The 14,077-nt window shown below is 47.9% G+C and carries 15 protein-coding genes, 1 pseudogene, 1 riboswitch and 1 other annotated feature (1 of these 18 cut by a window edge); of the genes and pseudogenes, 15 read left to right on the plus strand and 1 reads right to left on the minus strand.

Annotated features, from left to right (window positions below; all coding sequences use genetic code 11):
- Positions 1 to 19: 19 nt before the first annotated feature.
- The 5 genes from H7F26_RS13515 to H7F26_RS13535 all read left to right on the plus strand — a co-directional run bounded on the left by H7F26_RS13515 (position 20) and on the right by H7F26_RS13535 (position 5,683).
- Positions 20 to 1,645, plus strand: a complete 1,626-nt coding sequence (locus H7F26_RS13515) for a peptide ABC transporter substrate-binding protein (protein ID WP_185855187.1) — start codon at positions 20 to 22, stop codon at positions 1,643 to 1,645.
- Positions 1,646 to 1,718: 73 nt separating this feature from the next.
- Positions 1,719 to 2,651 (plus strand): S66 peptidase family protein, encoded by a 933-nt coding sequence (locus H7F26_RS13520; protein WP_009328697.1) that lies wholly within the window; start codon positions 1,719 to 1,721, stop codon positions 2,649 to 2,651.
- 17 nt (positions 2,652 to 2,668) lie between these two features.
- Entirely contained in the window at positions 2,669 to 3,766 is a 1,098-nt protein-coding gene (locus H7F26_RS13525) for a mandelate racemase/muconate lactonizing enzyme family protein (RefSeq protein WP_009328696.1), read from the plus strand.
- Positions 3,763 to 4,650: a C40 family peptidase gene (locus H7F26_RS13530; RefSeq protein WP_009328695.1), complete on the plus strand. Its 888-nt coding sequence runs from the start codon at positions 3,763 to 3,765 to the stop codon at positions 4,648 to 4,650. Before H7F26_RS13525 ends, H7F26_RS13530 begins: the two co-directional genes overlap by 4 nt.
- A gap of 19 nt (positions 4,651 to 4,669) precedes the next feature.
- On the plus strand, positions 4,670 to 5,683 hold the full coding sequence (locus H7F26_RS13535; RefSeq protein WP_009328694.1) for an ABC transporter ATP-binding protein: 1,014 nt from the start codon (positions 4,670 to 4,672) through the stop codon (positions 5,681 to 5,683).
- 93 nt (positions 5,684 to 5,776) lie between these two features.
- On the opposite strand, the gene H7F26_RS13540 is transcribed toward H7F26_RS13535, so the two are convergent.
- The gene (locus H7F26_RS13540; protein WP_009328693.1) at positions 5,777 to 6,664 is read right to left on the minus strand and encodes a dimethylarginine dimethylaminohydrolase family protein; all 888 of its coding nucleotides are present in this window, start codon (positions 6,662 to 6,664) and stop codon (positions 5,777 to 5,779) included.
- A gap of 190 nt (positions 6,665 to 6,854) precedes the next feature.
- Between H7F26_RS13540 and H7F26_RS13545 the strand changes: the two genes are divergently transcribed.
- From H7F26_RS13545 to purU, 10 genes and pseudogenes are all read left to right on the plus strand, one after another.
- Positions 6,855 to 7,373 carry an acyl-CoA thioesterase gene (locus tag H7F26_RS13545; protein ID WP_011197830.1) on the plus strand — a complete coding sequence of 173 codons (519 nt, stop codon included), beginning with the start codon at positions 6,855 to 6,857 and terminating at the stop codon, positions 7,371 to 7,373.
- 119 nt (positions 7,374 to 7,492) lie between these two features.
- Positions 7,493 to 8,227 (plus strand): annotated as a pseudogene (locus tag H7F26_RS13550) (DUF421 domain-containing protein).
- Positions 8,228 to 8,436: 209 nt separating this feature from the next.
- Complete coding sequence (locus H7F26_RS13555) at positions 8,437 to 9,744, plus strand: pectate lyase family protein (protein ID WP_009328690.1); 1,308 nt, start codon at positions 8,437 to 8,439, stop codon at positions 9,742 to 9,744.
- Positions 9,745 to 9,863: 119 nt separating this feature from the next.
- Positions 9,864 to 10,196, plus strand: a complete 333-nt coding sequence (locus H7F26_RS13560; protein ID WP_003180971.1) for a PadR family transcriptional regulator — start codon at positions 9,864 to 9,866, stop codon at positions 10,194 to 10,196.
- A 4-nt stretch (positions 10,197 to 10,200) separates the two neighbouring features.
- The gene (locus H7F26_RS13565; RefSeq protein WP_009328689.1) at positions 10,201 to 10,950 is read left to right on the plus strand and encodes a DUF1129 domain-containing protein; all 750 of its coding nucleotides are present in this window, start codon (positions 10,201 to 10,203) and stop codon (positions 10,948 to 10,950) included.
- Positions 10,951 to 11,042: 92 nt separating this feature from the next.
- The gene (locus tag H7F26_RS13570; RefSeq protein WP_009328688.1) at positions 11,043 to 11,543 is read left to right on the plus strand and encodes a small multi-drug export protein; all 501 of its coding nucleotides are present in this window, start codon (positions 11,043 to 11,045) and stop codon (positions 11,541 to 11,543) included.
- 4 nt (positions 11,544 to 11,547) lie between these two features.
- On the plus strand, positions 11,548 to 12,069 hold the full coding sequence (locus H7F26_RS13575; protein ID WP_003180977.1) for a DinB family protein: 522 nt from the start codon (positions 11,548 to 11,550) through the stop codon (positions 12,067 to 12,069).
- A gap of 46 nt (positions 12,070 to 12,115) precedes the next feature.
- A riboswitch (guanidine-I (ykkC/yxkD leader) is annotated at positions 12,116 to 12,218 on the plus strand.
- A gap of 60 nt (positions 12,219 to 12,278) precedes the next feature.
- Complete coding sequence (locus H7F26_RS13580; protein ID WP_003180979.1) at positions 12,279 to 12,608, plus strand: DMT family transporter; 330 nt, start codon at positions 12,279 to 12,281, stop codon at positions 12,606 to 12,608.
- Positions 12,608 to 12,922 carry a DMT family transporter gene (locus H7F26_RS13585; RefSeq protein ID WP_003180981.1) on the plus strand — a complete coding sequence of 105 codons (315 nt, stop codon included), beginning with the start codon at positions 12,608 to 12,610 and terminating at the stop codon, positions 12,920 to 12,922. The genes H7F26_RS13580 and H7F26_RS13585 overlap by 1 nt, the downstream gene beginning before the upstream one ends.
- A gap of 104 nt (positions 12,923 to 13,026) precedes the next feature.
- A complete protein-coding gene (gene purU / locus H7F26_RS13590) occupies positions 13,027 to 13,929 on the plus strand; it encodes a formyltetrahydrofolate deformylase (RefSeq protein ID WP_003180984.1) in 903 nt (300 codons plus the stop codon).
- A gap of 55 nt (positions 13,930 to 13,984) precedes the next feature.
- Positions 13,985 to 14,077, plus strand: a binding site (T-box leader); it runs 128 nt beyond the window's last position.

Consider the following 14,077-nt stretch of genomic DNA (forward strand, 5'->3'; position numbering starts at 1 on the left):
TTTCAAATGGGGGGATTTGATGAAAAGGCTGACGAGCGTGTTGGCTTCCGCATTTGCGGTCATCCTGCTGTTCGGATGTACGGCAAATGAACAGGCGGGGCAGGAAACGAAGAAGAAAGCGAAAGAAACGGCTGGAGAACAGGTACTGAGGCTGAACAACGAAAATGAACCGACATCTTTTGATCCGCCGATCGGCTTTAATAATGTCTCATGGCAGGCGCTGAACAATCTGATGGAAGGTTTGACAAGACTTGGCGCAGACCATGAGCCCGAAGCGGCGTCCGCCGAAAAGTGGAACATTTCCGACGACGGGAAGACATATACTTTTACAATCCGTGATGATGCCAAATGGTCAAACGGAGACCCTTTAACCGCCGGGGATTTTGAATATGCGTGGAAGCGTCTGCTCGATCCGAAAACGGGCTCCTCTGCCGCGTTTTTAGGCTACTTTATCGAAGGCGGTGAGGCCTTTAACAGCGGAAAAGGTTCAAAAGATGATGTCAAAGTCAAAGCGGTGGATGAAAAGACGCTTAAGGTGACGCTTGAAAGTCGGCAGCAGTCGTTTTTAAGCATTGTAGCCAATCCGGCCTTTTTCCCGGTTCCTCAGAAAATCGCCGAAGACAATCCGAAATGGCATGAAGAAGCAGCCACATTCGTCGGCAACGGTCCGTTTAAGCTGGCAGAATGGAAGCACGATGAAAGCTTTACGATGGTAAAGAGCGATACGTATTGGGACCGGGATACTGTGAAGCTTGATAAAGTGACATGGGCGATGGTCGATGACCGAAATACCGACTACCAAATGTTCGAGTCGAATGAACTTGATACGGCTTATGTCCCGGCTGAAATGAGCGAGAAGCTGATGGGCTCTGATGAGGTGAAGGTGTTTGATCAGGCGGGTCTTTATTTTTACAGGTTCAATGTCAATAAAGAGCCGTTCCAGAATGAAAAAATCAGAAAAGCGTTTGCGATGGCCGTCGATCAGCAGGAAATCGTCGATTACGTCACGAAAAACGGTGAAAAACCGGCACGCGGATTTGTGTCTCCGGGAATCAAAGGGCCGAACGGCAAGGATTTTCGCGAGGAAGGCGGCGATTTGCTCAAATATAACGCCGATGAAGCGAAACAGCTGCTCGATAAAGGCATGAAGGAGGAAAACTACGAAAAGCTGCCCGCCGTTACCTTGACATACAGCACAAAACCGGAGCATAAAAAAATGGCGGAAGCGGTTCAGCAAAAACTGAAAAGTACGCTCGGCGTCGATGTGAAGCTCGCCAATATGGAATGGAACACATTCCTTGAAGAACAGAAGGCGCTCAAGTTCCAGTTTTCCCAAAGCTCTTTTCTGGCTGATTATGCGGATCCTATCAACTTCCTGGAAAGCTTTCAAACGGGTAACGCAATGAACAGAACCGGCTGGGGCAATTCAGAGTATGACGAGCTGATCAAGGCGGCGAAAAATGAAGCTGATGAAGAAAAGCGCACTGAGCTGCTGCATCAGGCTGAAGAACTGCTGTTTGAAGGGATGCCGATCATACCGATCCACTTCTATAATCAAGTCCATTTGGAAAAGGAGAATGTGAAAGGCATCGTCCGTCATCCTGTCGGCTACATTGAACTGAAATGGGCCGAAAAAACGTCATGACCAAAATTGTCCGTCTGCTATTTTCTTTGTGCATACTGCCGCACAGGAGCGGACGGACTTTTCATAAAGGGGGATGTCTCTGTTGAATATTGCGCCTCAAAGATTAATGAAGGGAGATACGGTTGGTGTGATTGCGCCGGCCAGTCCGCCCGTTCCTGAAAAGCTTGACCGGGCCGTCCGGTTTTTAAAAGAGCTTGGACTTGAAGTCAAAGTGGGACGCTCAGCCGCCGAAAGACACGGCTATTTGGCGGGGAGCGATGAAGAGCGTCTGGGGGATCTGCACGACATGTTTGAAGACCGTTCGGTTAAGGCTGTCATCTGTGCCTGCGGAGGTTACGGAACGGCACGGATTGCCGGGAAAATTGACTACCGGCTCATCAAAAGCCGCCCGAAAATTTTTTGGGGCTATTCAGATATCACTTTTTTACATACAGCGATCAGGCAAAATACCGGACTTATTACATTTCACGGACCGATGCTCAGTTCTGACATCGGCAAAGATGACGTGCATCCGCTTACCCGCCGCTCCTTTCAGCAGCTGTTTCAAAAAATGACGCTCTCTTATACAGAGGAACTGTCGCCTTTGGAAACGCTCGTACACGGCGCGGCGGAAGGGGAGCTCGTCGGCGGAAACCTCGCTCTTCTGGTGACGACGCTCGGTACGCCTTATGAAATTGATACGAAAGGAAAGCTTTTGTTTATCGAGGATGTCGATGAAGAGCCTTATCGAATCGACCGGATGCTGAATCAATTAAAAATGGCCGGGAAATTATCGGACGCCGCCGGCATCCTGCTGTGCGATTTTCATAACTGCATCCCGAAAAAACGCGATAAGTCGCTCACATTAAAAGAGGTTTTCCAAGATTATATCGCCTCTGAAGGAAAACCGGCGCTGTCCGGCTTTAAAATCGGCCATTGTTCACCGAATATCGCCGTACCGGTAGGAGTGAAAGCCGTCCTTGACGCCGGCAAAAAACGGCTCACCATCGAACCGGGAATTTCTTAATGGGAAAGGAGGCCGCCATGAAGATTGCCGAGATTACGACAAACCGCATCGCCGTTCCGCTGAAAAAACCTTTTAAAACAGCGCTTCGAACCGTCCGCACCGCAGAAGCCGTCATTGTCAAAGTAACGGCTGAAAACGGGATGACAGGCTGGGGAGAAGCGCCTCCGACTGCTGTTATTACCGGTGAGACGCTTGACAGTATTGAGGGGGCAGTCAACACGATTCTCGCACCCGCCCTCACCGGGTGCAACTTGCGAATGGCTGAGGCGATATTTCATGATATCGACAAGCTGATTGTTGGAAATACAAGCGCAAAGGCCGCTGTAGAAACAGCCGTCTACGATTGCTTGGCGCAGCTTTGCGGTCTTCCCCTGTATCAATTGCTGGGCGGATACAGACGGGAGATCGAGACGGATTTTACCGTCAGCGTCAATGACCCGGAAGAAATGGGGAAAGACGCGGCCCGCTATGTACAGGAAGGGTTTCGCACGCTCAAAATTAAGGTTGGAAAAAACGACATGGCAACAGACCTCGAACGGATCAGGGAAATCCGCAAACAAGCGGGTCCCGCTGTCCGAATCCGCGTGGACGCCAATCAAGGCTGGACGGCGAAACAGGCGGTCAAAGCCATTCGGAAAATGGAGGATGAGGGGCTTTCGATCGAGCTTGTCGAACAGCCGGTCCACCGGCTCGATCTCGAAGGCTTGAAACAGGTGACAGATGCCGTCGATACGCCGATTATGGCGGACGAAAGCGTGTTTACCCCAAGGGATGCTTTTCACGTGCTGAAAACGAGAAGCGCCGATCTCATCAATATTAAACTGATGAAGGCAGGCGGCATCCGCCAGGCGCTGAAAATCAACGCCATGGCAGAAGCGTGCGGAGTGGAATGCATGGCCGGAAGCATGATCGAGACAAGGCTCGGCATCACAGCGGCCGTCCACTTCGCAGCAAGCCAGAAAAATGTGACAAAATTCGATTTTGATGCGCCGCTCATGCTGAAGGAGGATATCGTTGAAGGCGGCATCCGCTATCATGCAGGAACGATCACGATACCGGATGCTCCCGGACTCGGAATCACGAAAGTCTGCCATGAGGGGGGAGAGGACAAATGAGCCTTTATACGACAGCCGTCTCAGTCGCCAATGTCTGGACCAGTCCGGAAGCGCCGCGCACAATTGACCGGATGATGCTGTCAAACCCTGTACATGTGAGAAGCTGGCTTGACGAATTGTCCTACGAGGAGCGCCTTGAGCTATGTACGGCAAACCTTGTTCAAACGCAAGTGCTTTTCGGCGAAGATGTCCAACTTATAAAGGAGCGGGGAGACTGGGCGTTCGTCATCATTCCGGGACAGCCGTCTGCAAAAGACAAACGCGGCTACCCGGGCTGGATTCCAAAGGACTGCCTGGTCGAAAAAAGCCCGGCGAAGTCTGAGACAAGCGCCGTTATTCAAAAACCGACGGCTTTCTTATATGATGACAAGAAAACGAAAGTTATTGAGCTGAGCTTTCTCACCAAGCTGCCCGTCTTGTCTTCCGGCGGCGTCTGGTTTGAGGTCGATACACCGCTTGGCCGCAAATGGCTGAAAAAAGAAGATGCGGATCTCGAAACACCTGTAAAAGGCAGCGGAGACGATATCGTTCAAACCGGTCAGGCGTTTTTGAACCTGCCCTATCTTTGGGGAGGGATGAGCGGGTTTGGCTACGACTGCTCAGGATTTGTCTTCAATATGCTGAAGGCGAACGGCCGCTCCGCGCCGCGCGATGCCGGCGACCAGGCGAAAGGCGGAAAAGAGGTATCCTTCAGCAGCCCGAAGCGGGGCGATTTACTGTTTTTCGCATATGAAGAAGGCAGAGGACGGGTTCACCACGTCGGCATTTACTGCGGAAACGGAGAGATGCTTCACTCTCCAAAAACGGGCAAATCGATCGAGGTCATATCTCTTAAAGGTACAATTTATGAAAAAGAGCTGTGTGCCATCAGGCGCTATTTTTAAATAAAACGGGGGGATTGGCATGCAAACCGGCGCTTTATTGAAAGTCAGCCGTCTGAAAATGCACTTTGACGCCGGAAGGGGCAAAACGGTCAAAGCGGTCGACGGCATTTCATTTGATATTAAAGAAGGAGAGACGTTCGGGCTCGTCGGAGAATCGGGCTGCGGCAAGTCGACATCCGGAAGAGTGCTGATGCGTCTTTATCAGCCGACAGAAGGCGAGGTTACATATCGGGGGAAAAACATCCACCATTTGAGCGATGATGAATCATTCCAGTACAACCGCAAAATTCAAATGATTTTTCAAGACCCGTATGCTTCATTAAATCCGAGGTTAACCGTCAGGGAGATTATGACAGAACCTATGGAAATCCACGGCCTCTACGGAGGGAAAAAGGCGCGTCTTGAAAAGGCGGACGAGCTTCTGGAAGCAGTCGGTCTGCACAAAAGCTTTGCCAATCGCTATCCTCATGAATTCAGCGGCGGACAGAGGCAAAGAATCGGCATCGCCAGAGCGCTTGCGCTTGAACCTGAATTCATCGTCGCCGATGAGCCGATATCGGCACTTGACGTCTCCGTGCAAGCGCAGGTCGTCAACCTTTTAAAAAAGCTGCAAAAGGAAAAAGGGCTCACGTTTTTATTTATCGCCCACGATCTTTCCATGGTGAAGCACATCAGCGACCGGATCGGCGTCATGTATCTCGGGCACATGGTCGAGATCACCGACAGCGGCCGGCTTTATCAAGAACCTCTGCATCCTTACACCCAGGCGCTTTTATCAGCTATCCCGATTCCCGATCCGGATGTGGAAGACAAGCGGAGACGAATCATACTGAAAGGCGAGCTGCCAAGTCCGATCGATCCGCCGAGCGGCTGCGTTTTCAGAACGAGGTGTCCTGCCGCGATGGACATTTGCGCCGCCAAAAAGCCGATGTTAAAAGAAGCCGACGACGGTCATTTTGTCGCCTGCCATCTGTATGACGGAGACGCAAGGAAAGAGGAGGCCGGCTTGAAGGTGACGCTGCAGGCGAGGTGATTATAGAAAAAAGGAGCCCTATTTACAGGGCTCCTCAGCGTGCCGGCAGCTTTTCCACATTTGTTAAGTCGCCGATTCGAAATGGAATAAGGATCAGGCGCCGCCTTTGTAACATTCAGTGGAAGTACGCTCAATCGGCAGAGTACAGCATCTGAATGATCCGCCTGATTTTATGATCTCGGATAAGTCGATTTCGATGACCGTATAGCCCCTTTTTCTGAGCTCCTGATTCACGTGGCGGTTAACAGGCAGGCTGATCACGGTTTTATTGCCGATGGACAGAACGTTTGTACCGAGTTGGAACTGTTCATCATCCGTAATTTCGATCATCTCATAGCGCTTTTTCAAGACGTCGTATTCTCTTTCTCCTAAGGCTTTTGGATAGACAAGCGCTTCTGTCGGCGAAAGAATGTTGAAGACGCAATCCAGATGAAGGAACGTTTCTTCAAACGGAACCGGTATGACTTCATAAGAGGGAAGCCTGCGCTTCAGCTCTTGGACGGCCGAGAACGTCGTTCTGTGGCTGATGCCGGCATATATGGTATTTTGGTCGACGAGGATGTCGCCGCCTTCGATTTGATAGCCTTCATTAAATGCGGTCCAGGAGATTTGTTCTTTTGCCAGCCATTCCTGCAGGACATTTTCTTCGCCCTGGCGGATGTCGGCTGAAAGCTGCGCGGAAAACACAGTGCCTCCGATCGTAAACCCGATATCGCGCGTGAAAACCTGTTCCGGAAATTGGCTTAAAGCAGGCAGAATCACGACTTCAATACCCCGGCTCTCCAATTCTTTTATCAATGTATTATGCTGGCGGACGGCCAGCGTTTTATCGATATTATCCTTTTGAAAATACTTCTGTGTTTCATTGATCACTTCTGCAATCTCCATATACTCCGGTCTGCATAACACCACTTTTTTTAAGACGTCGTATTCGCTTGTACAGCCCGCCCCGCGGTTTTTTTTCGATAATGCTGAGTCCATTTTGATTCCCCCGTCCTCTCTTTAGTCATTTCATTATTCCCTACCCGCAGCGGGAAATAAACCTTTTAGCCAGAAAATCTGACAGTCAGCCGGATAAAAAAGTTTAGACAAATGAATTCTAATAGTGTTTAATATAGAAAAAATCCACTTTACAAACGCATCTTAGTAGACATCAAAGGAGTAATGGATGATGAATGGACCTGAAAAGAGATACTGCAAAGAATCAAAAGTTGTCAAAACAAGCAGGGTATTTCCGCTTGATACGAACAATCACAACACCTTGTTCGGCGGCAAGCTGATGAGCTATATCGACGATATCGCTTCGATTTCGGCAGCGAGACACTCGAGGTGTGAAACCGTGACAGCTTCAATGGATTCCGTCGATTTTCTCGAACCGATCCGCCAGGAGGATTCAGTCTGCCTTGAATCTTATGTGACATGGGTCGGCAGAACGTCAATGGAGGTATTCGTCAAAGTCATTAAAGAGCATTTGCTGACAGGCGAACGAAAGCTTGCGGCGACATCCTTTTTAACCTTTGTGGCGCTTGATCAGGACGGCAATCCTCAGGCCGTTCCCCAAGTTGTACCGCAGTCTGAAGAAGAAATCATGCTGCACGAGACCGCCCGGCAGCGCGCCGAAGAACGGAAAAACCATCGCAAACACAGCAAAGCGCTGGCCCAGGCGCTGGCTGTTGACAAACCTTGGTAAACATACGAACAAAACCCCGGCTCAAGCATCAGTTTGCCGGGGTTTTGCTGTGCAATGAATACACTACCCAATATTTGTTCAAAATAAATTACAAAAAACGGAAAGAAGTTTTGGGTGAAATGCTTGAATTTGTATGGACTTTTTTAGCCAAGCCTGCTTTAGTGTTCTCTATAGCTTATATTCTTTTCCGAATCGCAGGGAAGAAAGCCGTTTCGCAAATGACGAACTTCGACCTTTTGCTGACATTTGCGATTGGAACGATCATCAGCGAACCGATTCTTACTTCTAAAATTTCAATGTCCATTTATTACGCGCTTACCTTTCTGATCTTCTATTTGTTGATTGAAAAGCTGTCATTACACAATAAATGGCGATGGTTTCTTGTCGTCAGTCCGACCGTGCTGATCCGAAACGGCAATATTGATAAAGGAGGATTAAAAAGAGAGCGGCTGACTGTCAATGAACTGCTCGGCAAATAGCGCGAAAAAGGCTATGCCGACCCAAAAGATATCGACCTCGCCCTGATTGAAGAATCGGGCCAGATCAGCGTGATTCCCAAATCGGAAGCAAGGCCTGTACAGCCGCGGGACCTCAACTTGGAGACGAAGCGGAATTTCGTGCCGATTCCGCTCATTTTAGACGGCGAAATTATCGAACACAATTTAAAATACTTGAAAAAAACGAAAGAATGGCTGTTTCAAAAATTAGAGGATAAAGGGATTGAGCAAGCGATGCTGCCAACCATTACGCTCGGCACCTTGAACGAAAAAAATGAAATTATAATTGATACGGAAGATCCCGGCAGCCCGTTAACCCATGACCCGTATCTCTATAAACCGGGGCAAGACCATTAATTTTCGCCGAATAGGCGATTTTTTTATTTCCTGCTATTTCAGAAAAATATTAAGAGTCTGTTTTTTTATTCGTTGATAAAAATGAACAGGGCATTTGTCATAAAATTTGAAAATGGTGTCACAAAAAATAGGAGGAAAATATGTTGTTTTCTGTATTTTTATAGCATATATTAGTTTTTGTGAAAAAATTTTGATGGTAGGTGCAATTGATGAAAAGGTTTTTTAGTGTAATAATTTTAGGCGCCCTGCTGCTGCTCGGGACATCTGCGCCAATCGAAGCGGCAGACTACGGACGCGACGTCCTCGGCTCAAAAGACGGCTGGGGCGCTTATGGAAAAGGAACGACCGGAGGCGCTGACGCTTCTTCTGATCAGGTATATACGGTCAAAAACCGCAAGCAGCTTGTTGAGGCATTAGGGGGAGACAATAAAAAGAACAGCGAAAATGATACGCCGAAGATCATCTATGTGAAGGGAACAATCAATCTTAGTGTTGATGATGACAACAATCCTTTAGGCTATGAAGATTATAAAGACCCCGAATATTCGATCGAAGCGTATCTCAAAGCTTATGATCCGAAGAAATGGGGGAAAAAGGAGCCGACAGGAAAGCTTGAAGAGGCAAGGCTCCGCTCGAAAGATAATCAAAAGGAACGGGTCTTGATCAGAGTCGGTTCGAACACAACGATTATCGGGCTCGGAGATGATGCGAAAATCGTCGGCGGAGGCCTTTATGTCAAAAACGCGGAAAACGTCATTATCCGCAATATCGAATTCGAAAACGCGTACGATTTCTTCCCTGGCTGGGATCCGACGGATGGGAGCAGCGGTAACTGGAATTCAGAATATGACAACCTGCTGATCGAAATGTCCAAAAATATTTGGATCGACCACTGCTCATTCAATGACGGAGATCAGCCTGATGAGCTGACTGAAACGCATTTCGGGCGCGAATTCCAGCATCACGACGGACTGCTTGATATCAAAAAGCAGTCGGATTTCATTACGGTGTCATACAGCATATTTTCAGGACATTCTAAAAACACGATTATCGGATCAAGCGACAGCTACAAAGCAGACAACGGGCATTTAAGGGTGACATTCCACCACAATCTCTACGAAAATATAAAAGAGCGGGCACCGCGCGTCCGCTACGGAAAAGTGCACATTTACAACAACTATTTTAAAAGCACGAAAGACAGCTACAATTATTCATGGGGCGTAGGCTATTCTTCAAAAATTTATGCTGAGGACAACTACTTTGACCTGCCGGAAGGAACGAAGCCTCAAAAACTGATGAAGGTCTTTAAAGGTGACGCTTTATATGAAAAAGATACGATCGTAAACAACCAAAAAAGCGTCGCAAAAATTGATGTTGTCAGCACATACAACAAAGCAAACAATGCGTCTATTAAAAAATCGGCCGGCTGGAAGCCGACGCTGTTTGAAAAAATCGACGACGCAGAAGATGTGCCGGCAATCGTTGAAGCGCACGCAGGCGCAGGAAAACTGAAGTAATCAAGCAAAGCGGACATGCAGATGATGTCCGCTTTTTTGTTCAGGTATATTGCAATGCAAAATAGTGTATGTTATCATTCGTGTATCTTGTATTGCAAGATACATAAAAGAGGTGGCTTATGAGTTCAACGCAAATGCTGAAAGGGATTTTAGAAGGATGTCTGCTTGCCGTTATATCAGAAGGGGAGATATACGGCTATGAAATGACAAAGGTGCTTGCGGGATACGGTTTTTCGGATATCAGCGAAGGAAGCATCTATCCGATTCTCCTCCGCATGCAAAAGGAAAAATGGGTGGAGACCGAACTAAAACGGTCGGCGAGCGGCCCGAAGAGAAAATATTACAGACTTACACCCCTTGGAGAAGCGGAGCTTCAATCGTTCATCGACCGTTGGAAAGCATTATCCGGGAACGTCAATGCACTGCTCGAAAAAAAACTGAAGGAGAAGTGAAACTGTGCTATCAAAGGACATGCAAAACGTATTGGACGAGATGAGAATCTACTTAATGTCTTCAGGAAAAAGCGACAAAGAAATCGAAGGAATCATGAATGAGCTAACCGTTCATGCCTGGGAAGGAGAAAAGGACGGAAAAACCGTCCGGCAAATTTTTGGGGATTCTCCCAAGTCATATGTTCAAGCGCTGTCAAAAGAGCTTTCATCAAGGCCAGGGGAGATCGCCAAGTTGTTCTTTGCCATTTTAATCGGCGCAATATCCTATTTTATATTCAGCGACGCCGTGAACGACAGCCTCGATTATTCTGTCTATACGCTGGCAGGCTATCCGCTTTATATTTTGCTGGCAGCGGCTATGTTGCCGCTTTTGGGCCGGATTACAGCATTTAAAGGGAAGAATACGGCCTTCATGTATACGATGGTGTACGCCGCTTTGACGTTTTTTCCGATTTTGGCCATTATTTTTATTGACCGGCAATTCGGGACACCGGTTTTTTCGTTTGATGGGGGAAGCCGCTGGCTGATTATGGCCCTGTCGTTTCTTGTGATCGTATGTTTGTCTTTCAGGTTGAAAGCCGGAGCCTTGTCCATATTGCCGCTGCTTTTAGCCGGAACGCATTTTTTGTTTCAGTATATGAACTGGGATTCAGCAGGAGCCATGATGGCAGAAACTTATATTCCCTATATCGGGCTGCTTCTCGTCATGTTTATTGAAACAAAGCGTGCCAGAAATACGGCTCAATATGAATGAAATACAGAAGAGCATTATATTTTTTAAGGTGAAGACTCTTGCCTTTTGGCGATCACAACGTTTATGATCAGAGCATGAAAGGTGGCCGATATATGGATATGATGTGGGGCTATGTACTCGTCTTTATTTTGGCTGCGATTCCGTGGTTTGAAGTGATCGGTGTCGTGCCGCTAGCGATCATTGCCGGGCTTAAACCTGTTCCGTCCGCTATTATCGCGCTATTCGGAAATCTATTAACCGTACTGCTGCTTATTTTTTTAATTGACAAAGTGAAGGTATGGCTAGAAAGAAGACGCGGGGAGCGGAGAGCGGAGACGGATAAGTTCTCAAAAAGGAAAAGCAGGGCGAAAAAAATATGGCTGACCTACGGCATTCCGGGCCTTTCTTTCGTCGGGCCTTTCTTTATCGGCTCCCACTTAACCGCGTTTATGTGCATGGGCTTTGGGGCCAAGCGCAGACAAACGGCGCTGTGGATGACGGGGAGTCTCGCAGTATGGACAACGGCGTCGGCTGTCGCTGCCTACTATGGTTTCAGTTTCCTCGCTCCTGAAAATGAAGGGCTGCTGAAAAATATCTTTAAACAGGAGGAGTGAAGATATGCCGTTTTTGAAAGATTTATCTCCAGATGAAGAGATGGCGCCGACAGTCGGGCTGCTTTTTTCGGCGGTCAATGAAAACATCGAACGGCTGAAATCAATCGTCTCCGGCATCAGCCGGGAAGAGCTGGAATATAAGGGTGAGCATGGCGACAAAAACAGCATCGCCCAGCTGATCTATCATTTAATCAATGTCGATGTCCGCTGGGTTTACAGGCTGAAGGAAAGCGAAATTCCAAGAGAGCTGGAAGAGAAATACGGACCGATGACGGATGAAAACGGACGTTTGCCGGAGGTGACAGGCGTCCCTTTGACCGTGTTAATCGAGTGGCATGAAGAGGTGCTGGAGATGTTGAAACACACCGCTAAAGGCTTTTCGGAAAAAGACTTGCTGAAGAAGGTTCCGTATGAGGGAGGGTTTTCGACGATCCGCTGGGGGATCTGGCATATGTCTGATCATAACCGCTATCACCAGGCGCATATTCAGGCTTGCTTAAAAGAGTTCCGCATGCAAAACAGTTGATTTTTTCGTATGATTTGGTATGATGCTAATTAGCAAACTTCATAACGTTAAAGTTTTCTAGGGTTCCGCACATTCGTATGTGGCCTGGTCCGAGAGAAAACACATATGATTTGTTCATATGCACACGGAGGGATAAAAGCCCGGGAGTATCGTTTCCATCGATAGCCCGGGTTTTTTCTTTTGCTGAAAATGAAATTGGAGGGATTGTGATGAGATGGGGCAGTGTCATACTTGCAGCCTTGTTTGAAATTGGCTGGGTCATGGGGCTGAAACACGCCGATTCGGCACTTGAATGGATCTGCACGGCGGCCGCCGTCGTGATGAGCTTCTATATACTGGTGAAAGCGGGGGAGAAGCTGCCGGTCGGAACCGTGTATGCCGTATTTACCGGTCTCGGGACGGCGGGAACGGTCGTCTGCGAAATCGCCTTGTTCAATGAGCCGGCAAATATCGCCAAGCTTGCTCTGATCGGTGTTTTGCTATGCGGCGTGATCGGTTTGAAGCTTGTAACAAATGAAGAGAAAGGGGAGGCGTCATAATGGAATGGATCTGCCTCATCGCCGCCGGTATACTGGAAATGCTTGGCGTGACGATGATGAACCAGTTTCATAAAGACAAGCGGGTGAGATGGATCTTTTTGTTGATCATCGGGTTTGCCGCTTCTTTTTTCTTGCTTTCCCTTGCGATGGAGACGCTGCCGATGGGAACCGCGTACGCAGTGTGGACAGGGATCGGCACGGTCGGAGGTGCGCTTGTCGGCATCCTGTTTTACGGAGAGCCGAAAGACGGAAAACGCATCTTTTTCATCGCGCTCATTTTGGGATCTGCCGTCGGGCTGAAACTTATTAGCTAGAGTCGGGTTGATGCAAATAGGCGTTCGTAAATTGATTTTTCAATAAACTCCAGTATAATGAAAAGATAGTTTACGAATTACAAGCAAAGAGGGTTTTTACGAAAATGAACGCATATATGAAACAGCAGTTATCGCAATATCAGGAAATCAATAACGATAAGGCCCGCCTTCTGGTCAGCTGTCCGGATCAGCCTGGAATCGTCGCCGCCGTTTCTTCATTTTTATTTGAGAACGGTGCGAATATTATTGAATCGAACCAGTATACGACAGACCCTGAAGGAGGCCGGTTCTTTCTGCGGATTGAGTTTGAAGTTCAAGGCATCCGCGAAAAGATCGAACAGATGAAAGCGGCATTCGCCTCTGTGGCGGAGTCCTTCCAAATGACGTGGAGCATGAATTTGGCGAGCGAACTGAAACGCGTCGCTATCTTCGTTTCAAAAGAGCTTCACTGCCTGCATGAACTGCTATGGGAATGGCAGAGCGGCAATTTGATGGCGGAGATTGCAGCGGTTATCAGCAATCATGAAGATGCAAGAGAAACTGTTGAATCCCTGAATATTCCGTTCCTTTACATGAAAGCGAACAAAGACATTCGTCAGGAAGTGGAAAAACAGCAGCTGAAATGGCTTGAAGAGTATCGTGCGGATGTCATCGTTCTCGCCCGATATATGCAGATTTTAACGCCTGATTTTGTCTCGGCTCATCCGAACAAAATCATAAATATTCACCACTCCTTCCTGCCGGCTTTTATCGGGGCGAATCCGTATAAACGGGCATATGAAAGAGGCGTTAAACTGATCGGAGCAACATCGCATTATGTGACAAACGAATTGGATGAAGGGCCGATCATCGAACAGGATATCGAACGGGTCGACCACAGAGACAATGTGGAAGCATTGAAAAACATCGGCCGAACGATTGAGAGAAGCGTTTTGGCAAGAGCGGTCAAATGGCACTTGGAAGACCGGATTATCGTGCATGGAAACAAGACGATCGTCTTTAATTAAATTGTTTGATCTGCCTCTTGACAGAGGCGTTTTTCCTAGGCATAATAATAAAAAATCACGAGCGTTGAAGAGGGCCAGTAAGCAGTTCTTTCTGTGAAAGAGAGTGAAATGGCATGCTGAAACATTTCACCACATGAAACCTGCCGAA

The organism is Bacillus sp. PAMC28748 (genome assembly GCF_014250415.1).
GTDB lineage: Bacteria > Bacillota > Bacilli > Bacillales > Bacillaceae > Bacillus > Bacillus licheniformis.